At 74.0% G+C, this 25,611-nt stretch carries 20 protein-coding genes and 1 pseudogene; 14 read left to right on the top strand and 7 right to left on the bottom strand.

What is annotated here, in order from left to right; all coding sequences use genetic code 11:
• The first annotated feature begins 2 nt into the window (after window positions 1-2).
• From RLT58_RS01980 to RLT58_RS01965, 4 genes are all read left to right on the top strand, one after another.
• Window positions 3-1,136 (top strand): LLM class flavin-dependent oxidoreductase, encoded by a 1,134-nt coding sequence (locus RLT58_RS01980; RefSeq protein ID WP_311308604.1) that lies wholly within the window; start codon window positions 3-5, stop codon window positions 1,134-1,136.
• Between the two features lie 150 nt (window positions 1,137-1,286).
• Window positions 1,287-2,705 (top strand): hypothetical protein, encoded by a 1,419-nt coding sequence (locus RLT58_RS01975; protein ID WP_311308603.1) that lies wholly within the window; start codon window positions 1,287-1,289, stop codon window positions 2,703-2,705.
• Between the two features lie 84 nt (window positions 2,706-2,789).
• Complete coding sequence (locus RLT58_RS01970) at window positions 2,790-4,037, top strand: AAA family ATPase (protein WP_311308602.1); 1,248 nt, start codon at window positions 2,790-2,792, stop codon at window positions 4,035-4,037.
• On the top strand, window positions 4,034-5,290 hold the full coding sequence (locus RLT58_RS01965; RefSeq protein WP_311308601.1) for a vWA domain-containing protein: 1,257 nt from the start codon (window positions 4,034-4,036) through the stop codon (window positions 5,288-5,290). Before RLT58_RS01970 ends, RLT58_RS01965 begins: the two co-directional genes overlap by 4 nt.
• 22 nt (window positions 5,291-5,312) lie before the next feature.
• Here the strand turns inward: RLT58_RS01965 and RLT58_RS01960 are convergent, their stop codons facing one another.
• On the bottom strand, window positions 5,313-5,891 hold the full coding sequence (locus RLT58_RS01960; RefSeq protein WP_311308600.1) for a TetR/AcrR family transcriptional regulator: 579 nt from the start codon (window positions 5,889-5,891) through the stop codon (window positions 5,313-5,315).
• Between the two features lie 189 nt (window positions 5,892-6,080).
• On the opposite strand from RLT58_RS01960, the gene RLT58_RS01955 reads away from it, so the two are divergent.
• The 5 genes from RLT58_RS01955 to RLT58_RS01935 all read left to right on the top strand — a co-directional run bounded on the left by RLT58_RS01955 (window position 6,081) and on the right by RLT58_RS01935 (window position 11,800).
• Window positions 6,081-6,638 (top strand): (2Fe-2S)-binding protein, encoded by a 558-nt coding sequence (locus tag RLT58_RS01955; RefSeq protein WP_311308599.1) that lies wholly within the window; start codon window positions 6,081-6,083, stop codon window positions 6,636-6,638.
• On the top strand, window positions 6,635-7,627 hold the full coding sequence (locus tag RLT58_RS01950; RefSeq protein WP_311308598.1) for an FAD binding domain-containing protein: 993 nt from the start codon (window positions 6,635-6,637) through the stop codon (window positions 7,625-7,627). Before RLT58_RS01955 ends, RLT58_RS01950 begins: the two co-directional genes overlap by 4 nt.
• Entirely contained in the window at window positions 7,624-9,762 is a 2,139-nt protein-coding gene (locus RLT58_RS01945) for a xanthine dehydrogenase family protein molybdopterin-binding subunit (RefSeq protein WP_311308597.1), read from the top strand. The genes RLT58_RS01950 and RLT58_RS01945 overlap by 4 nt, the downstream gene beginning before the upstream one ends.
• A complete protein-coding gene (locus RLT58_RS01940) occupies window positions 9,755-10,888 on the top strand; it encodes an XdhC family protein (protein ID WP_311308596.1) in 1,134 nt (377 codons plus the stop codon). Before RLT58_RS01945 ends, RLT58_RS01940 begins: the two co-directional genes overlap by 8 nt.
• A gap of 171 nt (window positions 10,889-11,059) precedes the next feature.
• Window positions 11,060-11,800, top strand: coding sequence for an NPP1 family protein (locus RLT58_RS01935; RefSeq protein ID WP_399131808.1), 741 nt, complete (start codon window positions 11,060-11,062; stop codon window positions 11,798-11,800).
• Here the strand turns inward: RLT58_RS01935 and RLT58_RS01930 are convergent.
• From RLT58_RS01930 to RLT58_RS01915, 4 genes and pseudogenes are all read right to left on the bottom strand, one after another.
• Window positions 11,791-13,422 carry an ABC-F family ATP-binding cassette domain-containing protein gene (locus RLT58_RS01930; RefSeq protein WP_311308594.1) on the bottom strand — a complete coding sequence of 544 codons (1,632 nt, stop codon included), beginning with the start codon at window positions 13,420-13,422 and terminating at the stop codon, window positions 11,791-11,793. The genes RLT58_RS01935 and RLT58_RS01930 overlap by 10 nt on opposite strands.
• Window positions 13,423-13,500: 78 nt before the next feature.
• Window positions 13,501-15,134: pseudogene (abc-f, locus tag RLT58_RS01925) on the bottom strand (ribosomal protection-like ABC-F family protein).
• 227 nt (window positions 15,135-15,361) lie between these two features.
• Window positions 15,362-15,973, bottom strand: coding sequence for a TetR/AcrR family transcriptional regulator (locus tag RLT58_RS01920; protein ID WP_311308593.1), 612 nt, complete (start codon window positions 15,971-15,973; stop codon window positions 15,362-15,364).
• 42 nt (window positions 15,974-16,015) lie between these two features.
• Entirely contained in the window at window positions 16,016-16,978 is a 963-nt protein-coding gene (locus RLT58_RS01915; RefSeq protein WP_311314393.1) for a quinone oxidoreductase family protein, read from the bottom strand.
• A 169-nt stretch (window positions 16,979-17,147) separates the two neighbouring features.
• Between RLT58_RS01915 and RLT58_RS01910 the strand changes: the two genes are divergently transcribed.
• Window positions 17,148-18,374: an MFS transporter gene (locus tag RLT58_RS01910; protein WP_311308592.1), complete on the top strand. Its 1,227-nt coding sequence runs from the start codon at window positions 17,148-17,150 to the stop codon at window positions 18,372-18,374.
• 61 nt (window positions 18,375-18,435) lie between these two features.
• On the opposite strand, the gene RLT58_RS01905 is transcribed toward RLT58_RS01910, so the two are convergent.
• Window positions 18,436-19,896, bottom strand: a complete 1,461-nt coding sequence (locus tag RLT58_RS01905; RefSeq protein ID WP_311308591.1) for a sulfatase-like hydrolase/transferase — start codon at window positions 19,894-19,896, stop codon at window positions 18,436-18,438.
• Complete coding sequence (locus RLT58_RS01900) at window positions 19,893-20,858, bottom strand: TauD/TfdA dioxygenase family protein (protein WP_311308590.1); 966 nt, start codon at window positions 20,856-20,858, stop codon at window positions 19,893-19,895. Before RLT58_RS01900 ends, RLT58_RS01905 begins: the two co-directional genes overlap by 4 nt.
• 545 nt (window positions 20,859-21,403) lie before the next feature.
• On the opposite strand from RLT58_RS01900, the gene RLT58_RS01895 reads away from it, so the two are divergent.
• From RLT58_RS01895 to RLT58_RS01885, 4 genes are all read left to right on the top strand, one after another.
• Window positions 21,404-22,609 (top strand): ROK family transcriptional regulator, encoded by a 1,206-nt coding sequence (locus RLT58_RS01895; RefSeq protein ID WP_311308589.1) that lies wholly within the window; start codon window positions 21,404-21,406, stop codon window positions 22,607-22,609.
• A gap of 100 nt (window positions 22,610-22,709) precedes the next feature.
• A complete protein-coding gene (locus RLT58_RS36050) occupies window positions 22,710-22,781 on the top strand; it encodes a putative leader peptide (RefSeq protein WP_317824983.1) in 72 nt (23 codons plus the stop codon).
• Window positions 22,782-23,067: 286 nt separating this feature from the next.
• Window positions 23,068-24,660 (top strand): ABC transporter substrate-binding protein, encoded by a 1,593-nt coding sequence (locus tag RLT58_RS01890; RefSeq protein WP_311308588.1) that lies wholly within the window; start codon window positions 23,068-23,070, stop codon window positions 24,658-24,660.
• A gap of 1 nt (window position 24,661) precedes the next feature.
• On the top strand, window positions 24,662-25,606 hold the full coding sequence (locus tag RLT58_RS01885) for an ABC transporter permease (protein ID WP_311308587.1): 945 nt from the start codon (window positions 24,662-24,664) through the stop codon (window positions 25,604-25,606).
• The last annotated feature ends 5 nt before the right edge of the window (window positions 25,607-25,611 follow it).

Genomic DNA, 25,611 nt, shown 5'->3' with positions numbered 1-25,611 from the left:
CCATGTCCCGTATCCCTCTCGGTGTCCTCGACCTCGTCCCGGTCCCGTCCGGATCCACGGCCGCCGACGCCCTGCGCCACACGATCGACCTGGCCCAGCGGACCGAGCGGGCCGGCTACGCCCGCTACTGGTTCGCCGAGCACCACCTCAACCCGGGCGTGGCCGGCACCTCGCCCGCCGTCGTCCTGGCACTGACGGCGTCCGCGACCTCGACGATCAGGATCGGCTCCGGAGCCGTCCAGCTGGGCCACCGCACCGCCCTGTCGACCGTCGAGGAGTTCGGCCTCATCGACGCCCTGCACCCCGGCCGGCTCGACCTGGGCCTCGGGCGCTCCGGCGGCCGTGCCCCCGGACACAAGGAAGCGCCCGCGCCCGCGCCGACCACCATCCCGGTCGTCGACGGCCTCACCCCCAACGGCCTGAAGATCCCGGAGCGGTTCTCCTTCGCCCATCTGCTGGGCTCGCCGAGATTCGCACTCCAGCACCGGCTCCTGCACCTGCCGGGCGCCGAGTCGCAGGACTACGGCGAGCAGGTCGACGACATCCTCGCGCTCCTGGGCGGCACCTACCGGTCGGCCGACGGCATCGAGGCACACGCCGTCCCCGGCGAGGGGGCCGACCTCCAGGTGTGGATCCTGGGCAGCAGCGGCGGCCAGAGCGCCGATGTCGCCGGCCGCAACGGGCTCCGCTTCGCCGCCAATTACCACGTCAGCCCGGCGACCGTGCTGGAGGCGGCCGAGGGCTACCGTGCCGCGTTCCGGCCGTCCGACGAGCTCGGCAAGCCGTACGTCAGCGTCTCCGCCGACGTGGTGGTGGCCGAGGACGACGAGACGGCCCGCGAACTGGCCACGGGGTACGGTCCCTGGGTCCGCAGCATCCGCTCGGGCGAGGGCGCCATCGCCTTCCCCACACCGGACGAGGCCCGCGCCCATCCGTGGACCGACGCGGACCGGGAGCTGGTCGCGGACCGCGTCGACACCCAGTTCGTCGGCTCGCCGGGGCGGGTCGCCGACGGCCTGGAACGCCTTCAGGAGGCCACGGGCGCGGACGAGTTGCTCATCACCACCATCACCCACGACCACGCGGACCGGGTGCGGTCCTACGAACTGCTGGCCGAGGAGTGGCGGCGGCGATGAGATGAGGTCACGGGGCGGGCGCGGCTGACCGCCGCGCCCGCCCCGGCCGTAATTGCCTGGCGGACGTGGGGGACACGGCGCTAGGCTGCCCGCGATGACGACTCACACTGTTCTCAGATGGGAGGATCCGGCCGCGCAAGGTGAGTGCTGATGCTCACTCGGAACGCGAATCGGGATCCTTTTCTCACCTTCTGGCTGCGCGTGCGCGAGTTCGCCGTGCCGCCCTCCATGATCGAGACCGCGACCGCACGCCGGCGTACCGGTGACTGGGCCGGGGCCTGCGCCGCGGCCGGCATCGACATCGATCTCCGTCCACGCTCCCTGGCCCGCACCCACGGCCGGGAACTCGCCGCCCGCATCCGGGCCGACCTGCGCCATCTGGCACCGGACCTGCTGCGCTGGCATCTGCCGAGGATCGCCCCGCACGGGCTGCTGCGCCCGGGGCTGACGATCGCCCTGGCACGGTACGGGACCGGGGAACCGGACCGCCGCGGCCCCGTGTTCCTCGTGGTGCGGACGCCGCCCGCCTGGGCGGACGCCGGCCAGCGGATCAGCCTCGCGCTGTGGGACGGCTCCCGGGCCGCCCGCGCGGAGGCCGCCGCCCGCCGCCATCCGCATCCCCGCCCCAGCCGCCGGTTCCGCCTGGACCTGCACCGCCACCTCTGGGACGCGCGCCGGACCGGAGAGCTGCGCGTCCGGTCCGGGGCCGACCGGCCGCCCGGCGCGGACGGCCCGACCTCCGGCACCGCCCTCTCGGACGCGGTGCCGGAGGGGCTGCGCTGCGCCGTCGACCGGTGGGCGGCCGAGGCGGCCCTGCTGCTGGGGACCGGACCCCGGGCCGAGAGCCGGTTCGCCGTACGGCTCGGCGGACGCCGCCGGCTGCTCCTCGACCTGCGCGGCGACGGCTCCGAGGACGGGCCGGGAACACCCGCGCTCAGCCTCGCGGAGGCTTCCGGGGAGCACACCGCCCTGCCGCCGGTCCTGCCCGACGCCGCGACCTGGGCCCTGCCCGACCTGGAGCTGATCCGGGCCGGGGCGATCGGCGCCGACCGGCTGCACCCCCTGGTCGTGGCCGCGCTGCTGCCGGGTCATGTTCCGGCCGGACCGGCGGCCGTCCCGGACCCGGCGGGGCTGCCGCGCCCGGTGGAATGCCGGGGAGCCCGGCACCGGATCGGGCTGGTGGACGGGGTACTGGTCCCGCTCGACCACGACCCCGCCGAGATCCGCCGCGAGGAACTCCTGGCGGCGCTGACCGGGACACCGATGCCCTGCCTCCAGGCCATCGACGAGGCGCACCGCCGCCCGGAATGCCTCGACGGTGTCCGCGAACGCCTGGACCACGGCGACATCACCGGCGCCCTGGCCGTCGTCGAAGGGCTGCTGGGCCCCGGCGCGGTCCTGCGCGGCGGCGCCCTGCGGGACGAGCTGGAGACCGCCGCGCTGCGGCGGATCAGCCACGGCCTGTTCCGGGCGGACCTGATCGGCTCCGGACCCGACCGGTTCCGGCCGAACCGCCGCACCCGGGACCCGCACCCGCGCCGCCGCGTGCGCCACACCCCGTACGGCTGACCCGGGCCCGCCCGCGCCCTCGGCCGATGCCCTGCGTACTCCGTACTCCGCAACGCCCCACCGAGACCCCACAGGTGATCACACATGCCCAAACGCACTCCGGATGCGCCCGCGCGCGCCCTCCGCACCCAACTGGACGTCGCAGGCGAGCTCATGGCCCTCCTGCGCGACACCACCACCGAGCCCCGCCCCGACACCCAGCTGGAGGCCCTCACCCTGGCCGTCGCCGCCGACCTGCCCGTACTTCTGTGGGGCGAGCCGGGCATCGGCAAGAGCGCCGCCCTCACCCAGCTCGCCGAGTCCCTGGACCTTCCGCTGACCACGGTCATCGCCAGCGTGCACGAACCGTCCGACTTCTCCGGCCTGCCCGTCGTCGGGGACGACCCGGCCGGGCAGGGCGTCCCGATGGCCCCGCCGGACTGGGCGGTGCGGCTGGTGCGTGCCGGGCGGGGGCTGCTGTTCCTCGACGAGCTGTCCACCGCACCGCCCGCCGTCCAGGCCGCCCTGCTCCGCCTCGTCCTGGAACGACGGATCGGCGCCCTCCAACTGCCGCCCGGCGTAAGGATCGTGGCCGCCGCCAACCCGCGCTCGTCGGCGGCCGACGGCTGGGAGCTCAGCCCGCCGCTGGCCAACCGCTTCGTCCACCTCCAGTGGGTCCACGACCACGAGGTCGTCGTGCGCGGTCTCGGCGGGACCTGGCCCCGCGCGACCCTGCCCCGGCTCGCGCCCGAACGGCTCGCGCAGGCCGTCGCCCTCGCCCGCCGGGCGGTGTGCGGGCTGCTCGCCGCGCGCCCCGCCCTCGTCCACCGGATGCCCAGCGGGGAGACCCGCCGGGGCGGCGCCTGGCCCTCGCCCCGGAGCTGGGAGACGACCCTGCGCCTCATCGCCTTCGCGACCGCCGCCGAAGCCTCGCGCGACGTGCTGTCCCTGCTGGTCAGGGGTGCGGTCGGGGACGGCCCGGGGCTGGAGCTGCTGGCGAGCATGGACCGGATGGACCTCCCGGACCCGGAGACGCTGCTCGCCGACCCGGCGGTCGCCGAACTGCCCGAGCGCGGCGATCTGCGGCAGGCCGTGCTGGACGGCGTGGTCGCCGCCGTCCGCGAGCGGCCCGACCGGTCCCGCTGGGACGCGGCCTGGGCGCTCCTGGTCCGGGCCGTGGAGACCGGTGCGCCCGACCTGGTCGTGGTCCCCGCCACCACGCTGGCCACCCTGCGGCAGGGGGACTGGGACGTACCGCCGTCGATCGAGGCGCTCGCCGGTGCGGTCTCGATCTCCCGGCGCGCCGAACAGGCGGCTGCCCGCGCGGCCGTCGCCACCAAGGCCCGCCGATGACACGGGGCGAGCCAGGGGCCCTGGACCTCGACAAGCTGTTCGCCGCCCGGCTGCAGGCGGCCAGGGCCCGGCCGTACCTGGCGACTGCGCTGTTCGCGCTGCACACCGTGGAGTCGCGGTGGGTCCCGACGATGGCGGTCGACCGGCACTGGCGGTGCTATGTCTCACCGGGCTTCGTGGACCGCACACCGGTCGAGGAGCTGGCCGGGGTCTGGGTGCACGAGGTGTCGCACCTCCTGCGCGACCACCACGGGCGCAGCGACCGTTTCGCGCGGGAGCACGGACTGACCGGCCCGGCCGAACGGCTGCGGATGAACATCGCCGCCGACTGCGAGATCAACGACGACGCGTTCGGCGACGGGCTGGTCCGCCCGGCCGGTGCCGTCGAACCGGAGGCGCTGGGGCTGCCGGAGGGCGAACTGATGGAGGAGTACCTGAGCAGGTTCCGGCTCGGCCCGCATACCCAGCATCTGGCCTGGCTGGACTGCGGCAGTGGCGCCGACGGGCTGGAGCGGGGCTGGGAGCTGGGCCCGGACGGCGCCCACGGGCTGAGCGCGCAGGAGCGGGACGCGGTGCGCTTCCGGGTGGCCCAGGGCATCACCGGCCGCCCGGGGGACGCGTCGAAGGGGTGGCAGCGGTGGGCCGAGGAGGTGTTCCATCCGCCGCAGCCCTGGCGGCAGTTGCTGGGCGCGGCCGTCCGCTCGGCGGCCTCGGGCCCGGGGGCGGGGGAGGACTACACCTACGGCCGGCCCTCCCGGCGCTCGGTCGCGGTGCCCGGAGCCGTCCTGCCCAGTCTGAGGCGCAGGCCGCCCCGGGTCGCGGTCGTCGTCGACACCTCCGGCTCGGTCAGCGACACCGAACTGGGCAGCGCGCTGCTGGAGGTCACCGCCATCTCCCGTGCGGTGGGCGGCCGTCGGGACCTGGTGACCGTGCTCTCGTGCGACGCGGCGACCCGGGTGGTGCACCCGCTGTGCCGGGCGGAGGGCATCCCGCTGGCAGGCGGTGGCGGGACGGATCTGCGGTCGGGGTTCGCCCGGGCCCTGCGGGCGCACCCCCGGCCCGATGTCGTGGTGGCGCTCACCGACGGGCAGACACCCTGGCCGAGCGCACCGCCGCCGTGCCGGACGGTGGTGGGGCTGTTCGACCGGTCGGTGACGCGGTCGTGGGACGAGGAGGATCCCGATTACGTCCCCGAGGCACCACCCGCGTGGGCCCGCGTGGTGACCATCGGGCGGACGGGCGCCGCACGGTGAGGCGCCCCGGTGGGGCCGCCGGTCAGACCGACGGCGCCCCCGCCCGCAGGCCGTCCGTCACGAGGTCGAACAGCCGGGCGGCACGCGGCTGCCAGTCGGTGTGCGGGTCGAGCTGCCAGAGACCGGCGATGGCGAGCAGGAAGTCGTCGCACGTCACTCCGGGGCGGATGGTGCCGGCCGCGTCGTTCGCCTCCAGCAGGAGCCGGATCGCCCCGGTCACCGGGCCGTGGCCGAGCTCGGCCAGGCTGCTGTACCTGCTGGTGGTGGTCCGCAGCGCGTCGGCCAGCCCCGACTTGGCCATGGCGTACTGCGCCAGCCGGTCCATCCACTCCCGCAGGGCCCGGTCGGCGGGGCCGTCCCGGAGCAACTGGGCGGCCGTGTCGGCGACCTGCTGCATCTCGTAGCGGTAGACCTCCAGGACGAGGGCCTCGCGGTGGGGGAAGTTGCGGTAGAACGTGCCCTGTCCGACGCCCGCCTTCTTCGCGATCACGCTCACGGGGGTGTCCGCCGCCCGGGTCAGCTCGGTCAGCGCGACATCGAGGATGCGCTCGCGATTGCGCTGCGCGTCCGGCCGTCGAGGCGTGCTCCTCCCGTCCAGCACGTCTCCTCCTTCCGTGTCCACGACCGGGTACGGCCTTGCCCGCCGGACAGCCGTCCGTTAGGTTCGACGAGGAAGCGGACAGCTGTCCGCTTGAGTCCACTCTAGCGTCAGACCAAGCCAGTTGGCCGACCGGTGTCCGTTGACCACTGCGCCCCCACGCCGCATCAGCAACGCGAAGGAAGGCTGATCATGGCCCCATCGACGTCCAGTGCCGTCACCCTGAACATCAATGGCGAAAAATACACGCTGCCCGTCGACCACCGCACCACCCTGCTCGACGCCTTACGCGAGCGTCTCGATCTGACCGGTACGAAGAAGGGCTGCGACCAGGGCCAGTGCGGCGCCTGCACGGTGCTGCTCGACGGGCGCCGGGCGGTGTCCTGCCTCCAGCTCGCGGTCGCCGCCGAGGGGCGCGAGATCACGACGATCGAGGGCGTGGCCGACGGCGACCGGCTGCATCCGGTCCAGCAGGCCTTCCTCGACCTCGACGGCTACCAGTGCGGCTACTGCACCCCCGGCCAGATCTGTTCGGCGCTCGGGATGATCCAGGAGCACGCCGAGGGCTGGCCGAGCGCCGTGACCGAGGACGTCGGGCCGCAGACGGAGGTGCCCGCGCTCACCGCCGAGGAGATCCGTGAGCGGATGAGCGGCAACCTCTGCCGCTGCGGCGCCTATGTGTCGATCGTGCAGGCGGTCGCCCGGGCGGCGGAGACGGTCACCACCGAGGCCGAGGAGCTGCCGGCATGAGGGAGTTCGGTTACGAACGCGTCTTCGACGTCGCCGGGGCCGTCGCCCTGCTCGGTACGGACCCAGGGGCCCGGCCGCTCGGCGGCGGCACCAACCTCGTCGACCTGATGAAGGCGGGCGTCGAACGGCCCGGCCTCCTCGTCGACGTCCAGGAACTCCCGCTCGGCACCGTCGAGTCCACCGCGGACGGCGGGCTGCGCATCGGTGCGACCGTCACCAACAGCGAGCTGGCCGCCCACCCCGACGTACGACGCCGCTACCCGGCGCTCGCCCAGGCCGTCCTGGCCGGCGCCTCCGGGCAGCTGCGCAACATGGCCACGGTCGGCGGCAACCTCCTCCAGCGGACCCGCTGCGGCTACTTCGCCGACCTCGGCAAGCCGTGCAACAAGCGGACCCCCGGCAGCGGTTGCCCCGCCGTCGCGGGCGAGCACCACAACCACGCGATCCTCGGCGCGTCCGAGCACTGCGTGGCGACCCACCCCTCCGACATGGCGGTCGCCCTCGCGGCCCTCGACGCCGTCATCACGTACGAGACGGCCGAGGGGCCCGGCGAGCTGCCGCTCGACGCCTTCTACCTCCCGGTGGGGGCCACCCCGCACATCGAGACCGCGCTGCCGGGCGGCGCGCTGATCACCGGCGTCACCCTGCCGCCCGCCGCCGTCGCCGCGCACTCCCGCTACCGCAAGGTACGCGAGCGCGCCTCGTTCGCCTTCGCCATCGGGTCCGTCGCCGCCGCCCTCGACGTGCGCGACGGTGCCGTCCACGAGGTACGCCTCGCCTTCGGCGCGGTGGCGTCCCGGCCCTGGCGCGCCCGCGCCGCCGAGCGGGCGCTGACCGGCGGTCCGGCCGACGCCGAGGCGTTCGCCGCCGCGGCCGAGGCCGAGCTGGCGGCTGCCGAGGCCCTTCCGGAGAACGCGTACAAGGTGACGCTGATGCGCAACCTCGTCGTGGCCGTGCTCACCGAACTCGCCGAGGAGGCCGCCCGATGACCACGACGACCGACAGCACCACCGCGACGGGAGCCGTCGGCTCCGCCCGCACCCGTGTGGAGGGACTGGCCAAGGTCACCGGCGCGGCCCGCTACGCCGGGGAGATCCCGTTCGCCGACCTCGCCCACGGCTGGCTGGTGCTGTCCACCGTGGCCCGCGGCCGCGTCCGGTCCGTCGCGGACGGGCCCGTGCTGGCCATGCCCGGCGTGCTCACCGTCCTGCACCACGGCAACGCCCCGCGCGTCGACACCGACTACATGGGCATGCTGGGGCGGCCCAATCCGGTGGTCGGGCTCTTCCAGCACGACCGCGTCCCGTTCGCCGGCTGGCCCGTGGCGCTGGTCGTCGCCGAGACGTCGGAGCAGGCCAGGGAGGCCGCCGAGGCGCTGGTGGTCCGCTACGAGGAGGAACCGCACGACGTCGACTTCTCCTCCGGGCACCCCGGCGCGTACAAGCCCGAGGGCAACCCGATGGTCGAGGCCGACACGGAGAAGGGCGATCTCGACACCGGCCTCCGGGACGCGGCCCACGTCGTGGACGAGGAGTACTCCACCCCGGAGGAGCACCACAACTCCATGGAGCCGCACGCGGCGACCGCCCGCTGGGAGGGCGGCCGGCTGGACGTCGTCGACTCCAACCAGGGCACCAGCTGGGTCGCCGGTGAACTCGCCTCCCTCTTCTCGCTGGACCCCGGCTCCGTCCGGGTGCGCTCCGAGCACGTCGGCGGCGGCTTCGGCTCGAAGGGCCTGGCCCCGCACCAGGTGGCCGCCGTCATGGCCACCACCCTGCTCCACCGCCCCGTGCGGGTCGTGCTGACGCGGCGCCAGATGTTCTCGCTCGTCGGGTTCCGCAGCCCCACGGCCCAGCGGGTCACGCTCGGTGCCGACGCGGACGGCCGGCTGTGCGCCTTCGACCACCGCTCGCTGAGCCTCACCTCGACCGTGCACGAGTTCGTGGAGTCGAGCGCCGGGGTGGGGCGCGTCATGTACGACGCCGACGCGCACCGCACCGCCCACCGGCTGGTGCGCCTCGATGTGCCGACGCCCACCTGGATGCGGGCGCCGGGCGAGGCGCCGGGCTCCTTCGCCCTCGAATCGGCGATGGACGAACTGGCCGAGAAGTGCGGCCTGGACCCGGTCGAGCTGCGGAAGCGCAACGAACCGGGCGCCGGCCCCGTCTCCGGGCTGCCCTTCAGCGGCCGCAATCTGCTCGCCTGCTTCGAGGAGGGCGCCCGCAGGTTCGGCTGGGCAGGCCGCGACCCGCGACCCGGAGTGCGCCGCGAGGGCCGCTGGCTGCTGGGCACCGGGGTGGCGGCGGCCTCCTTCCCGGCCGGCGTCGGCGCGTCGACCGCGGCCGTCACGGCGGAGCCGGACGGCCGCTTCACCGTACGGATCAATGCGGCCGACATCGGGACCGGGGCGAGGACGGCGATGGCCTCGGTGGCGGCCGACGAGCTGCGGGTGGACCCGGACCGCATCGTGGTGCGCCTCGGGGACAGCGACCTGGGCCCGGCGTGGATCGCCGGAGGCTCCATGGGCACCCGCTCCTGGGCCTGGGCGGTGCGGCTGGCCGCCGGCGAACTGCGGGAGCGGCTCGCGCTCGGCGGAGCCGTACCGCCGGAGGGTCTCACCGCCCGGTCGGACACCGCCGACGCCATCGGCGCCCTGCCCCAGAGGGAACGGCACTCCTTCGGGGCGCAGTTCGCCGAGGCCGCGGTGGACGTCACCACCGGCGAGGTGCGCGTCCGCAGGATGCTGGGCATCTTCGCGGCGGGCACCATCGTCAACCCGCTCACCGCCCGCGGCCAGCTCATCGGCGGCATGACCTGGGGCCTGTCCATGGCCCTCCACGAGGAGGCGGTCCGGGACCGGGCGTCCGGAGGTTTCGTCAACGCGGACCTGGCCGGCTACCACGTCGCCGCCCACGCGGACGTCCCGCCCATCGAGGCGGACTGGGTGGACGACCACGACCCGGACGACCCGGTCGGGATCAAGGGCATCGGCGAGATCGGCATCGTGGGCGCCGCCGCCGCGATCGCCAACGCGGTCTGGCACGCGACGGGGGTGCGCCACCGCCGTCTGCCGATCCGCCCGGACCGCGTGCTCGCCGCCGGGGAGGGGCACCGGGGTGCTTGACATCGCTGCTGAGCTGCGTCAATGGGCCGAGGAGGGGCGGGACTTCGCGGTCGCCACCGTGGTGGCCGTCGGCGGCAGCGCGCCACGCGGCCCCGGCGCCGCCATGGCCGTCGACACCGGGGGCGCCGTCATCGGCTCGGTCTCCGGGGGCTGTGTGGAGGGCGCCGTGTACGAGCTGTGCGTCCAGGCGCTCCGGGACGGCCGGACGGTACGGGAGCGGTTCGGGTACAGCGACGAGGACGCCTTCGCCGTGGGGCTCACCTGCGGCGGTGTCATCGATGTCCTCGTCGCGCCGGTGCCCTCCGGCGCGACGGTCCTGCGGGCGGCTGCGGCGGCGGCCGGACACGACGCCCCGGCGGCGCTCACCCGGGTGGTCAGGGGTCCCGATGCCCTGCTCGGCCGGGCGCTGCTGGTGCGGGCCGACGGAACGTACGAAGGCAGCATCGACGGACGTGCGGAGCTGGACCGCAGGGCGGCGGCGGAGGCCAAGGCGCTGCTGGACACCGGCCGTACGGGCACCGTCGGCATCGCGGAGGACGGCACGAGCTGTCCGGGCGGTCTGACCCTGTTCGTGGAGTCGAGCGTGCCGCCGCCCCGGATGATCGTGTTCGGCGCCGTGGACTTCGCCACGGCGCTCGTCCGGGCGGGCCGCTTCCTCGGGTACCACGTGACCGTGTGCGACGCGCGGCCGGTCTTCGCCACCCGCGCCCGCTTCCCCGAGGCGGACGACCTGGTGGTCGACTGGCCGCACCGGTATCTGCGCAGCACCGCGACCGACGACCGAACCGTCCTGTGCGTGCTCACCCATGACGCCAAGTTCGATGTGCCGCTGCTGGAGACGGCGCTGCGGCTGCCGGCCGCGTACGTCGGCGCGATGGGCTCGCGCCGTACCCACGAGGACCGCGACCGGCGGCTGCGCGAAGCCGGCGTCGGCGACGAGGAGCTGGGCCGGCTGCGCTCACCGATCGGCCTGGACCTCGGCGCCCGGACCCCCGAGGAGACGGCGCTGTCCATCGCGGCGGAGATCGTCGCGATGCGCCGGGGCGGGACGGGCGCACCGCTGACCGGCTCGCGGACGCCCATCCACCACGACACCCACGGCGGGGACGCGCGCACGGCGGCCTGAACCGGCTTCCCCTCCCGCACTGTTGGCCCAGGCTTCACCACCGATTCCTCCACCGTGCCCGGCCGGACCCGAGGGTTCCGGCAGCCTCGTCATGGGCATGACATCGCAGGGCCGAGTCCGGCACGCGTCGACCAGGAGGAATCAGTGAGGGACACACGACGGATCCGCAGAATGCCGCTCGCACTGGCCGCGGCGGGGGTGCTGGTCCTCGCCGTGCCGGGCAGCGCCTTCGCCGACGTACCGGGCGCCCTGCCCGCCAACGCGGACGGCCTGGAGCAGTCGTTCCAGCCGGCCTACGACTACGACGGGGACGGCTGCTACCCGACCCCCGCCATCGGCCCCGACGGGACCATCGCCCCCGGACTCAAGACCACGGGCGCCGTCAACGGCAGCTGCCACGACTCCTGGGACCTCGACAACACCAACGGCTACGCGCGCTCCCTGTGCAACAACGGCTGGTGCGCCGTCATCTACGGCCTCTACTTCGAGAAGGACCAGGCCGTCGCCGGAAGCGGCCTCGGCGGGCACCGCCACGACTGGGAGCACGTCGTCGTGTGGGTGCAGGACAACGAGGCCAAATACGTCTCCACCTCCGCCCACGGCAACTTCAACGTGTACAACCGCGACGAGATGCTCTGGGACGGGACGCACCCCAAGGTCGTCTACCACAAGGACGGCATCGGGACGCACTGCTTCCGCCGCGCGACCTCCGGCGACGAGCCGCCGGAGAACCACTACCACCAGTGGCAGTTCCCCGACCTGATCGGCTGGAACGGCTACCCGGCCGGCCTCCGCGACAAGCTGGTGCAGGCCGACTTCGGCAGCGCCGTCTTCGGCCTGAAGGACGGCAACTTCGCCTCCCACCTGGAGAAGGCGAAGCCCGCCGGAATCCCCTTCGACCCCTACGCCTGACCGGCGGCGGCCGGCCGCAGCCGGAGCTCGCGGCCCGGCCACCGCCCGCGCAGCCGGCGGTCGTGACTGGCCAGCACGATCGCGCCGGGCCCCGAACCCAGCGCCTCCTCCAGCTCGTCGCAGAGCCGGGGGGAGAGGTGGTTCGTGGGCTCGTCGAGCAGCAGCAGCTCCGGCGGCCGGGCGGTCAGCAGCGCGAGCGCGAGCCTGCGCCGCTGACCGGCCGACAACTGCCCCACCGGCTTGCCGAACTCGTTCTCGTGGATCAGCCCGAGTGAGGCCAGCGGCACCCGCTCGGCCCGCTCGGCGCCCAGCGACCGTACATAGGTTTCGCGGACGCTGAGGCCGGGACTGCCAAAGACCGTGTCCTGCGCCAGCACCCCCACCGTCGTCCCCGGCCGCCGCTCCACCTCACCCTCGGGGGTGAGCCGCCCGGCGAGCACCGCGAGCAGCGTCGACTTGCCCGCCCCGTTGCCGCCCGTCACCAGCAGGCGGTCGTCCGCCGCGATGTCGAGGCGGTCGAGGGCCAGCCGGCCCGGCACCCGTACCCCGCGCAGCGAGACGAGCGCGCCCTCGGGCGCCGGTCCGGCCGGCGGGGTGAAGCGGAACCGCAGCGGCCGGGGCGGCTCGGCGACCTGGCGGCGCTCCAGCTCCTCCAGCCGCCGCGAGGCGTTGCGGACCCGGCGCGCGATCTGGCTCTGCACCCGCCCCGCCCGCACCCCGTACCCCATCTTCTCGCTGTCGCGCGGTCCCCGGTCCGGCGCGACCTGACGCGCGGTCACTTCGGCCGAGCGGCGCAGCGCCTCGATCTCTTGCTGCTCCTGCGCGTACCGGCGCTCCCAGCGCGCCCGCTCGGCCCGCTTCCGCGCCAGGTAGGCGCTGTACCCGCCGCCGTACCGCACAGGCCCTCCGACGGCCGGGTCCAGATCGATCAGATCCGTGCAGACGGCGTCCAGGAACGCCCGGTCGTGGCTGGCGAGCACGACCGGCCCCGGCATCCCGCGCAGCTGCTCCTCCACGAAGACTGCGGCCCCGTCGTCGAGATGGTTGGTCGGCTCGTCCAGCAGCAGCGCGGCCGGCCGCCGCACCAGCAGCGCGGCCAGCGCGAGCCGGCCGCGCTGCCCGCCCGAGAGCGAACCGAGCGTCCGCCCGTGCCCCAGGGAGGCGAGGCCGAGACCGGTGAGCAGCACGGCGGCCCGCCGGTCCGCGTCCCAGGTCTCCCGCTCCTGCGCCTGTTCGAGCCGTCGGCCGTAGGTCTCCAGGAGCCCGGCGCAGGACGGGTCGTCCTGGGGCGTGCGGGCCAGCAGCCCGCCGAGCCGGTCGAGCTCCGCGAGGTCGGCCCGCGCCTCGCGGAGGGCGTCGTCGAGGACGTCGGCGACGGTGGATCCGGCTTCGAACGCCATCTCCTGGTGCAGGAAGCCCACATCGGCGGGCCGGGTGACGCGGCCGGCGTCGGGTCGGTCCGCCCCGGCCAGCAGCCGCAGCAGGGTCGACTTGCCGACACCGTTCTCCCCGATCAGGCCGATGCGGTGGCCGGGGGAAGCGGTGAGCGATACGCCGTCGAGCACGCGTGCGGTGCCGAGGGTGCGGACGAGGTCATGGGCGAGCAGTGCGGACGGTGACACGGTCTGCCTCCGGTGTGAACGGTTCTGGGCCCGCCGGGCGGTCGCCTCGGGCGCGGGCCTGGACGGCACGTCAGCGCGTCATGTCCGCGGCGCCCCGGTCTCCAGAGCTCACCGTCCGCCAGCCGCAGCCAGCGGTTCACCCCGATCCGGTCGAGGAACTTCTCGTCGTGGCTGACGACCACGAACGCTCCCCGGTAGGAGCCGAGCGCGCTCTCCAGCCGGTCGGCGCTGACCAGGTCGAGGTTGTTGGTCGGCTCGTCCAGGAGCAGCAGCTGCGGGGCCGGTTCGGCGCACAGGACACAGGCCAGGGTGGCCCGCAGCCGTTCGCCGCCCGACAGCACCCCCACGGGCAGATGGGCGCCGTCGCCGCGGAAGAGGAAGCGCGCGAGCAGGTTCATCCGCTCCGCCTCCGTGCGGTGCGGGGCGAACGCGGCGAAGTTCTCGGCCACCGTGCGGTCGGGGTCGAGCAGGTCGAGCCGCTGCGAGAGGTACGCGATCCGCCCGTCCGCCCGCCTGATGTGACCGCCGTCCAGCGCCAGATCGCCGTTGATCAGCCGCAACAGGGTGCTCTTGCCCGCCCCGTTGGGACCCGTGAGGGCGATGCGCTCGGGGCCGCGGATCGCCAGGTCGACTCCCTGGCCGGAGAACTGCTCCCGGCCGTCGTAGCGGACCCGCAACCCCTCACCGAGGAGCACCGTGCGTCCGGCCGGGACATCGGTGTCCGGCAGGTCGAGGGTGATGTGCCGGTCGTCGCACACGGCACGCCCGGCCTCGTCCAGACGGGCCCGGGCCTCGCCGACCCGGGCGGCGTGGGTCTGTCCGGCCCGGCCCGCGGACTCCTGGGCGCCCCGCTTCATGGTGCCGGCGAAGATGCGCGGCAGGCCCGCGCTCTTGAGGTTGCGGGCCGCGTTGCTCGCCCGGCGCTCGGCCCGTTCGCGGGCCTGCTGCATCTCGCGCTTCTCCCGCTTCAGCTCCTGCTCGGCGTTGCGGACGTTCTTCTCGGCCACCTCGCGCTCGGCCCGCACGGCTTCCTCGTACACAGTGAAGTTGCCTCCGTACAGCCGCAGTTCGCTCGCGTCGAGCTCCGCGATGCGGTCCATGCGGTCGAGGAGGGCGCGGTCGTGGCTGACGAGGAGGAGCGTGCCGCTCCATGCCTCCAGCGCGTCGTGGAGGGTGTGCCGGGCGTCGAGGTCCAGGTTGTTCGTCGGCTCGTCGAGCAGCAGGACGTCGGGCCGCCTCAGCAACTGCGCCGCCAGACCGAGCGAGACGGCCTGGCCGCCGCTGAGGCTGCCGATGCTCCGGTCCAGCGCGATGCCTCCGAGCCCGAGCCGGTCGAGCTGGGCACGGGTGCGCTCCTCGATGTCCCAGTCGTCGCCGATGACCGCGAAGTGCTTCTCGTCCACGTCGCCCGACTCGACGGCGTCCAGCGCGCGGATCACCGCGTCGACGCCCAGGACCTGCGCCACCGACAGATCACCGGTCAGCGGAAGGCTCTGGGGGAGGTAGCCGAGGGTGCCCTCCACGGCGACCGAGCCGCCGGTGGGACGCAGCTCACCGGCGATGAGCTTGAGCAGGGTGGACTTGCCGGATCCATTGGGCGCGACGAGCCCGGTGCGGCCGGGGCCCACGGCGAAGGACAGGCCGCTGAGGACGGGGGTGTCGTCGGGCCAGGAGAAGGAGAGGCCGGAGCAGATGACGGATGCGTCGGGCATGCGGGGAACCTCGCGTGTGGGATTCCGGGGTCGGCGAGAAACGCCTCCCGGAGAAATGGCCGAAGGGAACGACGAGATGGCCGCGCGGCAGCGCCCTGGGCGCCCGCGGTGGCCGGTCACATCCGGGTATCACCCGGAGATGTCGTCGTCGCCTGCCATGTCCGGTCTCCTCGTCACATGCTCCGTCACACGCTGAACAGCGTGTCGACCTTAGCAGCCGGCCTGTTTCACGGCCTTCCGCTTCCGGTGCGTGCCCGGCGGCGCAGATCGTCGATGCCCTGGTCGAGGGCCGCCTCCAGATGCCCCGGGCGGCCGGTGGACAGCAGGATCACCACACCGCCCTGGATCCCGGCCAGCAGCGCCGCCGCCGAGCGGTCCGGGTCCCGGTCGGCGTCGATCTCCCCGATCGACTGCATGTGCCGGATACCGGCGGCCAGTTCGCCCTGCCAGCGCTCCAGCAGCTCGGTGGCGACGGCCTGCGCGCCCGACGAGGCCGGTCCGATCCCGGAGACCGCGATGTCGAGCGGGCACTCCCGGCCCTGCTCGCGGTAGCGGGCGACGACCTTGTCGCGCCAGCTCAGCCAGGCGGGCCACGAGGTGAGGGCGCTCAGCTCCGGCTGCTGGTCGCCGATCACCCGGTCCGCCTCGTGGCGGGCGACGGCCAGCATCAGCTCGTCCTTCCCGCCGGGAAAGTAGTGGAACAGCTGGCTCTTGCTGGTCGCCGTGAGCGCCAGGACGTCGTCGAGCGTCAGCGTGAACACACCGTGCCGCCGGACCGCCGCGGCGGCTCCCTCGACGATGCGCTGCTTGGTCGCGGCGCCCTTGGGGGTCAACGTCACGCTGTCTCTCCTTCTCTCGCGGTCGCCGCGGGTGCGGGTGGGTCAGGGGATGAGCAGCAGCTTTCCGGTGGTCCGGCGGGACTCCAGGTCGCTGTGGGCCCGCGCCGCGTCCGAGAGCGCGTACCGCCCGCCGATGCGCGGCGACAGCTTCCCCTCCCGCACCATCGCGAAGACCTCCCCGGTCCGGGCGACCAGCGCCTCCCGGGTGGGGACATGGTCCTGCACGGTCGGGTACGACAGCAGGATGCTGCTCGGCAGATCGGTCACCGAGAGCGACGGTACGCCCATGAAGGGGCCGTAGTAGGCATGCACCCCGTGCAGCCGCAGGGCCAGCTGCGAGGACCGGAACGTCGAGGTCCCGCCGCCGTCGTACACGACATGGGCACCCTCGCCGTCCGTCAGCTCCCGCACCCGGTCCTCGAACCCGGCCCCGGACGACACCAGGACATGGTCCGCACCGGCCTCCTCGGCGACAGCCGCCTTCTCCGCCCGGGACACCAGGCCGATGACCCGGCCGCCACGCGCCTTGATCATCTGGGTCAGCAGCAGCCCCACGCCACCGGCGGCGGCATGCACCACGGCCGTGTCGCCGGGGCCGACGGCGTACGTCTCGGTGGTGAAGTGGTTGGCGGTGAGCCCCTGCATCATCACCGCGGCCGCCGTCTCGTCCGGCACCTCGTCGGGTACCCTGACCAGCCTCTCCGCCGGGACGGCCAGGACCTCCGCGTAGCTGCCGGGGTGGTAGAACCAGGCCACCCGGTCACCGACCGCCAGCCCCTCGACACCCTCGCCGAGCGCGGTCACGTACCCCATCCCCTCGGCGCCGAGCACGGTCGGCGCGGCCCAGCCCCCGCCGCCGGCCTTGCGGGCGCCCACGTCCATGAAGTTCACCCCGGCGGCGCCGAGCCGGACCAGGGCCTGACCGGGGGCGGGTGCGGGGTCCGGCAGTTCGGTCCAGGTCATGACCTCCGGGCCGCCGTGCCGGGTGATGTGGATCGCGTGCATCAGGTGTGCCTCTCTGCGAGCCGTCACCGCGGCTCGTGTGCCGCGGCGAGGTCAGGTCACCGTAGGAACGCAAAAATGGACCCGCAAGTCCAGTCCGGCGAAGTGGCCCACTCCCATGACGCGTGAATGCCCCATGCGAGTGAGCCGCCTGCCCCCTAGTGTCAACGGCATGCCGAACCTTCTGCCGCCCGCCGGACCTCAACGCACCCTGTCGCTCGCCCAGTTGAGCAACTCTGTCGGTGACGGCGCCTACTACGTCACCTCGGCCCTCTACTTCACCCATGTCGTCGGGCTCGCCCCCGCCCGGATCGGGCTCGGCCTCACGGCGGCCTGGGCGGTCGGATCGGTGGCCGGGGTGCCGCTCGGCCGGCTCGCGGACCGGCGGGGACCCCGGGGCACGGCGGTGCTGCTCGCCCTGACGACCGGCCTCGCCGTCGCGTCCTTCCTGGTCGTACGGGACTTCTGGCTGTTCCTCGCGGCGGCCTGTGTCTACGCCACCGCGCAGTCCGGACTCGCCGCCGCCCGGCAGGCGCTCCTCGCGGGCCTCGTCCCCGACGAGCGGCGCACCGGCGCCCTCGCCCATCTCCAGTCGACCCTCAACGCCGGCCTCGCCGTGGGCGCCGCGCTCGGCGGGCTCGCCCTGTCCGCCGGGACCACCGCCGCGTACCTCGGAGTCTTCGCCGTCGACGCCGTGAGCTTTCTGCTCTGCGGCCTCGTCCTGCTGAGGCTGCCGGCCGTGGCGCCGGTGGCGGGGGAGCGGGGCGCGAAGCTCGAAGTGCTCCGCGACCGGCCCTACGCCGTCGTCACCCTGCTCAACACCGTGCTGCTCCTGCGCATGCCGCTGCTCAGCCTCGGCCTGCCGCTCTGGATCACCGAGCGGACCACCGCCCCCGAGTGGCTGGTCTCCGCGCTCTTCGTCCTCAACACCGGGGCCGTGATGCTCTTCCAGGTCCGCACCGCACGCTCCGTGCGCGGCCTGCCCACGGCCGCCCGCGCGCTGCGCCGGTCCGGCCGGCTGATGCTCCTCACCTGCGCCGTCTTCGCCCTCTCGGCGGCCGGTTCGCCGTGGGGCGCGGCGGCGGCGCTGGTCGGCGGCTCCTTGCTCCTGGTCGCCGCCGAGATGTTCCACTCGGCGGGCTCCTGGCAGCTCGCCTTCGCTCTGGCACCGGCGGGCCGCGTCGGGGAGTACCAGGGCTTCTTCGGCACCGGTGTCACCGTCGCGCGCACCCTGGGGCCGCTGCTGCTCACCGCGCTGCTCATCGGCTGGGGCACGGCGGGCTGGCTGCTGCTCGGCGCGCTGGTCCTCGCCGCCTCGTACGCGCTGGGACCGGTGGCGAGGTGGGCGGCGAAGACGCGCCGGACCACCGCCCCGGCCGTCGTCGCGCAGACCGCCTGAGCGCAGACCGCCTGAGCGCGGGGTGCCGGAGCCGGCGGGCCCGGCCCGGCACCCCGCGTCGTCATGGGCGCGGGCTGTGGCCGAAGCGAAGCCCCTCCCAGGGCGCCCCGGCCGGGAACGACTCCGCGCGGCGCCGGCCCGACGGGCGGACCTCGGCCGGCTCGATCGCGGGCTTCGCGCCCTCGATCCGCTCCAGCCAGGCGAGGAGTTCCCCGCGCAGCCCGTCGGCGACCTCGCGGTGCGAGTCGAGTCCGGCGAGGTTGTCCAGCTCGTACGGATCGGCCGCCAGGTCGTACAGCTCCGTCTCCGTGTAGCTGTCCGCGTCCGCGTCGTTCCAGGCGTCCGCGCCCGGCGCCTCCACCGCGTACTTCCAGCGCGAGGTGCGGACCGCGCGGCCCACCCGGTCCTCGCTGATCTGGACGAACGCCGAGCCGGGCCGGCCGGGATCGCGGCCCCCACCGGTCAGCGGCAGCAGCGAACGCCCCTGGACACCGTCCGGTACGGCGATGCCCGCGGCGGCCAGCAGCGTGGGCATCAGGTCCAGTGTGCCGACGGGCTGCCGGACGAGGCCGCCGCCGGTGAATCCAGGACCGGTGAGCGCGAGCGGGACCCGGACCGACGCCTCGTGGGCCGAGCGCTTGTACTCGCTGTTGCGGGTACGGAAATGGGAGCCGTGGTCCGCCGTCCAGGCCAGGATCGTGCGGTCCTCGGTGCCGATGCTCCGCAGGGCGTCGCGCAGCCGGCCCACCCCCTCGTCGACCCGCTTGATCTGGCCGAGGTACCCGGCCAGATGCCGGTGCGCGCCGCCCTGCGGGGCTCCCGGTGCGAGCGCGGCCAGGTCCGGCGGCAGCCAGGCGCCCTCGTAGCGCTCCCGGTAGCCGGCGGGGGCCGGGTAGTCGTCGGTGGGGTTCTGGTGGTGCGGCTCCAGGAGGGAGAGGAAGAGCAGATAGGGGCGGTCGTGGTGGTCTGCCACGAACCGGATCGCCGCGTCGATCAGTGCGTCCGAGCGGTAGCCGGGCAGCCGGACCGGTGTGCCGTCCTCGTCGTGGACCACCGTGCGGTACGCGTCCGAGGTGAATTCGAGCCGGTCCGATGCGAGCCACTTCTCGTAGCCGCCGCGCAGGCCCGGCTCCACGGGGCCGTCAGGACCGTCCTCGCCCGCCAGATGCCACTTCCCGATGTAGCCGGTGGTGTATCCGGCCGCCGCGAACTCGCCGGCGAGCGTCGGGATGTCCTGGGGGAGCGGCAGCCCGTTGCGGAACACGCCGGTGGAGGTCGGGAAGCGGCCCGTCTGCAGGGCCGAACGGGCGGGCGCACAGACGGGGTTGGGGGTGACGGCCTGCTCGAACAGGGTGCCCTCGCGGGCGATCCGGTCGAATTCGGGGGTCACACCCGCCGGGTTGCCGTGCACACCGGCGGTGTCCCAGCGCTGCTGGTCGGTCAGGACCACGATCACCTGCGGGGGCGCCCCGGCGGGCGACGCCGCGGCGCCGCCCGCCGGGGCAGGAGTGGACGCGCTCATGCGGCGGTCGTCGCATCGGCACCGGCCGTCGAGGCGCCGGAGGGGATGCCGAAGGACGGGTCGGGCACCGCCGCCGGGCTGATGAGGGTGGAGGAGCGGCCGTCGACACCGACCGGGATGTCACCGTCGATGGTGACGCGGCGGAGCTTGCGCTCGTGGGTGTCGGAGTCGTCGACGCCGTAGTGCTGGGTGGCGCGGTTGTCCCAGATGGCGACGTCGCCCACCTGCCAGTCCCAGCGCACGGTGTTCTCCGGGCGCTCGATGTGGGACTGGAACAGGTCGACGAGCGCCCGGGAGTCGCGGCCCGTCAGCCCGCTGATCCGCTGCACGAAGTTGCCGAGCAGCAGGACGCGCTCCCGCGTCTCGGGGTGGACGCGGACCACCGGGTGCTCGGTGAGGAACTTCGTCGAGGTGAAGACCTCCTTGTACTTGGCGAGGGCCTCCGGCACCGCGTTGGGACGCAGCGCGGCGTAGTCGTAGTCGTTGGAGTGCACGGCCCGCAGGCTGTCCGCCAGGGCCCGCAGCTGCTCGGGCAGCTCGGCGTAGGCGGCGGCGGTGTTCGACCACAGGGTGTTGCCGCCGTACGGCGGGATCACGACGGCCCGGAGGATGGAGAAGGCCGGGTAGGCCGGGACGAAGGTGACGTCGGTGTGCCACTGGTTGGCGCGACCGCCGTGGTCCGAGTCGATGCCGAGCGAGTAGCGGCCGTCGGCGGACGGGACGGTCGGGTGGGCGACCGGAGTGCCGAGCAGCCGGCCGAACGCCTCGTGGCTGTCCTCGTCCAGGTGGTCCTGGCCGCGGAAGAAGACGACCTTGTTGGCGAGCAGCGCCTCGCGGACGGCCGCGACGGTCTCCGGGGCGAGGTCGCCGCCGAGCCGTACGCCGGAGATGACCGCGCCGATGCGGCCGCCGAGCTTCTGGACGGTGAGGGCCGGAGCGGGGGCCGTGGTGGTGGAGGACATGGGTGCGATTCCCTTCGGAGTACGCGCTCTTGGCCGGCCGTCCGTGCGGTCCGGGCCGAGGGCGCGTTGATTAATCTTGGAGAGGAAGTAATTGAGGCGTGAGACGGCCGCAGACGGACACGGGTGCGGTGTCGCGGGAGCGGGGGCGAGGCGGGACGGAAGCGTCCGGAGGCGGGCCGGCTGTCGGTCAGGCGGCGGTACAGAGGCCCGGACACGCGGGCGTCGGTGCGGGGCGGCCGGCGCGGGCGGGCCGCGCATCGGGAACTGCCGTCGCGAACATGTCCCGGAGAATTCCAGCGCCCCGCGCCGTACGTCAAGCACCCGCCGGTGCCCCGCAGGGCGCCGGGCAGTGGTTCAATCGGCGCCTGCGCACGGCCCGCGCCCCTCCGTCGTGATGCCGAAAACACCGGTTTGACCTGGGAGTTCATCCGTACCGACGCGCAGGGCGAAGACCCGGTCGGCAGGCCGGGCACCGGGCCCCGCGCGATTTCATGCCGCCGTAACGTTGCGACCGCCCAGGCGTCGCAGGACCGAAGGAAGGCCCCATGACAGCCGCCCCCCACCTCTCCCGCGCGACCGGTGACGGCAGGCGCGAGACCAACGCCGCCACGGTGCTGCGGACCGTGCTGGACCACGGTCCCGTCGCCCGCCGGGCCATCGCCGACCGCTCGGGGCTCAGCCCGGCCGCGGTCTCGCGGCAGTGCACCGACCTCGTACGCCTCGGCCTGGTGCGGGAGCTGCCCGAGCTGGTGGCCAGCAAGGGCGTCGGCCGGCCGCAGATCCCGGTCGACCTGCACACCGGGGAGCGCGGCGGCCCGCTGGTGGGCGGGGTCCACATCGGCGTGCCCGGTTCGACGTTCGGCCTGCTCGACCTGCGCGGCCGGCTCCTCGACCGGCGCAACCTCCCGCACGACGGCATGTCCCGCGCGGACCTGCCGCGCCGGATCGTCCAGGAGCTGCGGGCCTTCCTCGGCGACGCCGCGCGCGGCCGGCGGCTGCTGGGCGTGGGCGCGGCGCTCGGCGGCTGGGTGGACCCGGCCACGGGGACGGCCGTGCGCCACGAACGGCTGGGCTGGGCGCAGCGGCCGCTGGCCGCCGAGATCTCCCGCGGCCTGGACGGGACCGAGGTGCGGATCGACAACCACGCCCGGGCCATCGCCCAGTCCGAGATCCTCTTCGGCCGGCCCGCGGCCCGGCGCAGCCTGGTCCACCTCTTCATCGGCAACGTGGTCGACGCGGCGCTGGGCATCGCCGGGGTGGTCCACCAGGGCCCGGGCTCCGGCGCCGGTGACGTGGCCCATCTGCCCGTGCCGGACTCCACCGCGATCTGCCCCTGCGGACGCTCCGGCTGCCTGGAGGCGACGGCCTCCAACACCGCCGTGGCGCACACCGCCGTACGACGCGGGATCGTCCCCGAACCGGACGCGTTCCTGGTGGTGGACGCGGCGGCGGCCGGGGACCGGCGCGCCGACCGGCTGCTGCGCGAACGGGCCCGGGCGGTCGGCCGGGCGACCGCCCTCCTGCTCGACGTCCTCAACCCGGATCTCGTCGTGGTCACCGAGCACTCCAGCATGGTCAACCCGGAGTACCTGGAGGAGATCCGGGGCGCGGCGGTGGACCACTCACACGTCTGCGGCGATCCCGAACGGATCGTCAGTCCGCATGCCGGGACGATGGTCCTGCCCGTCGCGGCGGGCACGATTGTGCTGAACCCGCTGTTCAGAAGCCCTCTGGCGGCGTCGATGCCGTAGCCGTGCGTAAGGGGCGGAAGGGGGTTTCGTACCAAGATCCGGACAGGGCAGGTTGACCGTCCGGCGAAGCCACTGTCATATTGCTCCCGTGAACCCGGACATGCGCCTCATCTCCCGCAGGCACGTCGACCTCTGTCGACAGGCCAGCGCGGTCTGTGCCGTCCACAGCTGACCCGTTCCGCCTCCTTCACGGTCCCTCCCGGCCCCGGTCTCCCGGTGTCCCGCTGACCTCCGAGGCGCCGGGCGACGTCATGGCCTGACGGCCTGGCCTCACACTTCCCGTACTCCATGCTCCCGGCCGCCCGTGCCGCTCCCGTACGTCCGCAGCGCGGTCCGTACGGCACGTCCTCCGGGCCGCGCATCGCTGTGGATCCATTCCTCCCGCAGCGGAACTAATGCGTGAACGGGCTCCGCCGCACTCTCCCTTCACCCTTCCGCACCGTCACAGGCAGGCTTCGATGACCGAGCTGTACCCCCTCACGCCCCCCGGGCCGTCCCGGCGCTCCACGCTGCGCGCTGCGGGCGGCTCCACCCTCCTCCTCGGACTGGGCCTGGCGGGCTGCCGCTCGGCGGTGTCCGACGCCTCGTCCGCCCCGAAGGGCGCGAGCGCCGCCCCCAAGCGCGGCGGGGTGCTCAACCTCGCCGTCAACGCCGACTTCGCCCCCGCCCTGCTGTTCGCCCAGAGCGGGCAGTCCCTCCAGCACCGGCTGATCTACAACACCCTCACGCGCTACGACGACCGGCTCAGCCCGAAGCCGGAGCTGGCCACCTCCTGGACGTACGCCAAGGACGGGCGCAGCATCACGCTCCGGCTGCGCGACGACGTCACCTTCCACAACGGCCGCACGTTCACCGCCGACGACGTGATCTTCGCCGTGAAGAACCTTCAGAACCCGGTACGCGCAGCCCAGTTGCGCAGCACGGCCGCCGCGGTCACCGGATTCGAGAAGCGCGGCGACCACGAGCTGGTGCTGAAGCTGGCGCACCCGGTGAACAACCTCTTCGACCTGTTCGAGTTCATGATCATCACGGACTCGGAGACCGTCGAGGACGCTGTCACCGGCAAGAAGCTCATCGGGACCGGGCCGTTCAAGCTGAAGAAGTGGAGCCCCGGCTCCGGGCTCAGCCTCACCAGGAACGACACGTACTGGCAGCCGGGCCGCCCCTACCTCGACGGCGTCGAGGTGCGGGTGATACCCCAGGCCGACGCGCTGATCTCGTCCCTGCGCTCCGGCCAGTCCCAGCTGTCCTTCGACGTCCCCGGCAAGAGCCTCGGCGTCGTCAAGGGCGACCCGCACCTCGCGATCAAGAACTACGACACCGGCGCCGGCGCCGTCTACCTGGGCGTCAACACCACCGTCGCCCCGCTGAACGACCGGACCGTCCGCCAGGCACTCGCCTGGGCCATCGACCGCGACCGGCTGCTCGCCCAGACCCTCGGCGGCTACGGCCTCGCCTCCGCCGCGCCCTGGCCCAAGTCCTCGCCCGCCTTCACCGAGGCCCACCGCACCCACTACACCCACAACCCCGGCAAGGCCCGGCAGCTGCTGAAGTCCGCGGGGCACACCAGGCTCGAACTCCCGCTGCTGCACCTGGCGCTGCCCGGTGACACGGCGATCGCCGAGTCCATCCAGTACGACCTCAAGCAGGTCGGCGTCCATGTCACCCTCCAGCCCACCGACGGCGCCACCGCGCAGAAGAAGCTGATCTCGCAGGGCATGCCGGCGCTGTGGACCATGGGCCACGGCTTCGCGCAGGTCCAGCCGTCCACGCTCGCCGTGAGCGCCTATCCGTTCAACGAGGCGAAGAACACCTCCAAGTACCGCTCCGCCGAGTACACCAAGGTCGTCCAGGAGGCCTGGACCGAGCCGGAGACCAACGCGGCCGCCGCCAACGCCCTGCACGAGAAGATCTCCTCCATCCTGCTCGACGAGGCCTTCCTCATCGACCTCGTCGTGCGCGGCCAGGTCCAGGTCACCGCCGACCGGGTGCACGGCGTCGCGCTGAACAAGTTCTCCTACCTCAACCTCGACAACGCCTACCTGGTGTGACATGCGCGGCTACCTGCTCCGACGGCTGCCGTCCGCCCTCCTGGTCCTGATCGCCGCCTCGTTCGTCATCTTCGCCATCCTCCGGCTGGTCCCCGGCGACCCCGCCACCACGCTCGCCGGGCCCGACGCGGACGCGGCGACCGTCGCCGCGATCCGCGACCGGCTCGGCCTGGACGCACCCCTGCTCTCCCAGTACGTCCACTGGATCGGCTCCCTGCTCACCGGCGACCTCGGACCGTCCTACGCGATCGGCGGCCGGACCGCCGACCTGATCGGCGACGGACTCGGCGCGACCGCCGAACTCACCGCGGCCGCCCTGCTGTTCGTCATCGTGCTCGGTACGGCCTTCGGCGTGCTCGGGGCCACCTCCCGCAGCCGCTGGGTCCGGACGGCGGTCCGGGTCACCACCACCGCCGCGCTGGCCGTGCCCCCCTTCGTCAGCGGCGTCCTGCTGGTGCTGCTCTTCGCCGTGGTCCTCGGGGTGCTGCCGCCGGGCGGCCGGGTCGCCTTCCTCAGCGCCCCGGACCTCGCCGCGCAGTACCTGGTGCTCCCCGCGCTCTGCCTGGCCCTGCCCAGCGCGGCCGTCCTCGGCCGCTACCTCAAGGACGGCATCGAACGCGGGCTGGCCGAGGACTACATCCGCACCGCCACCGCCGCCGGGATCGCCCCGCGCCGGCTGCTGTGGCGCCACACCCTGCCGAACGCCCTCCCGCCCGTCGTCACCCTGCTCGGCATGCAGGTCGGCAACCTGCTCGGCGGTGCCGTGCTCGTCGAGGCGATCTTCGCCTGGCCGGGCCTCGGGCAGCTCGCCGAACAGGGCCTCCAGCGGCGGGACTACCCGGTCGTCCAGGACCTCCTGCTGCTCCTGGTCGCCGTCTTCGTCCTCGTCCAGCTGCTCACCGACCTCGTGTACGCCTGGCTCGACCCCCGGATCAGGTGGGAGTAACCCTG

The organism is Streptomyces sp. ITFR-16 (genome assembly GCF_031844705.1).
Taxonomy (GTDB): Bacteria; Actinomycetota; Actinomycetes; order Streptomycetales; family Streptomycetaceae; genus Streptomyces.
Note: the sequence above shows the minus strand (reverse complement) of the source record. Positions and strands in the feature narration are given on the sequence as shown.

What these genes read in the sequence shown, in the direction of transcription:
- RLT58_RS01980 (WP_311308604.1), top strand. Translation starts at nt 3, where the DNA reads ATGTCCCGTATCCCTCTCGGTGTCCTCGACCTCGTCCCGGTCCCGTCC.
- RLT58_RS01975 (WP_311308603.1), top strand. Translation starts at nt 1,287, where the DNA reads ATGCTCACTCGGAACGCGAATCGGGATCCTTTTCTCACCTTCTGGCTG.
- RLT58_RS01970 (WP_311308602.1), top strand. Translation starts at nt 2,790, where the DNA reads ATGCCCAAACGCACTCCGGATGCGCCCGCGCGCGCCCTCCGCACCCAA.
- RLT58_RS01965 (WP_311308601.1), top strand. Translation starts at nt 4,034, where the DNA reads ATGACACGGGGCGAGCCAGGGGCCCTGGACCTCGACAAGCTGTTCGCC.
- RLT58_RS01955 (WP_311308599.1), top strand. Translation starts at nt 6,081, where the DNA reads ATGGCCCCATCGACGTCCAGTGCCGTCACCCTGAACATCAATGGCGAA.
- RLT58_RS01950 (WP_311308598.1), top strand. Translation starts at nt 6,635, where the DNA reads ATGAGGGAGTTCGGTTACGAACGCGTCTTCGACGTCGCCGGGGCCGTC.
- RLT58_RS01945 (WP_311308597.1), top strand. Translation starts at nt 7,624, where the DNA reads ATGACCACGACGACCGACAGCACCACCGCGACGGGAGCCGTCGGCTCC.
- RLT58_RS01935 (WP_399131808.1), top strand. Translation starts at nt 11,060, where the DNA reads ATGCCGCTCGCACTGGCCGCGGCGGGGGTGCTGGTCCTCGCCGTGCCG.
- RLT58_RS01915 (WP_311314393.1), bottom strand. Translation starts at nt 16,978, where the DNA reads ATGCACGCGATCCACATCACCCGGCACGGCGGCCCGGAGGTCATGACC.
- RLT58_RS01910 (WP_311308592.1), top strand. Translation starts at nt 17,148, where the DNA reads ATGCCGAACCTTCTGCCGCCCGCCGGACCTCAACGCACCCTGTCGCTC.
- RLT58_RS01905 (WP_311308591.1), bottom strand. Translation starts at nt 19,896, where the DNA reads ATGAGCGCGTCCACTCCTGCCCCGGCGGGCGGCGCCGCGGCGTCGCCC.
- RLT58_RS01900 (WP_311308590.1), bottom strand. Translation starts at nt 20,858, where the DNA reads ATGTCCTCCACCACCACGGCCCCCGCTCCGGCCCTCACCGTCCAGAAG.
- RLT58_RS01895 (WP_311308589.1), top strand. Translation starts at nt 21,404, where the DNA reads ATGACAGCCGCCCCCCACCTCTCCCGCGCGACCGGTGACGGCAGGCGC.
- RLT58_RS01890 (WP_311308588.1), top strand. Translation starts at nt 23,068, where the DNA reads ATGACCGAGCTGTACCCCCTCACGCCCCCCGGGCCGTCCCGGCGCTCC.
- RLT58_RS01885 (WP_311308587.1), top strand. Translation starts at nt 24,662, where the DNA reads ATGCGCGGCTACCTGCTCCGACGGCTGCCGTCCGCCCTCCTGGTCCTG.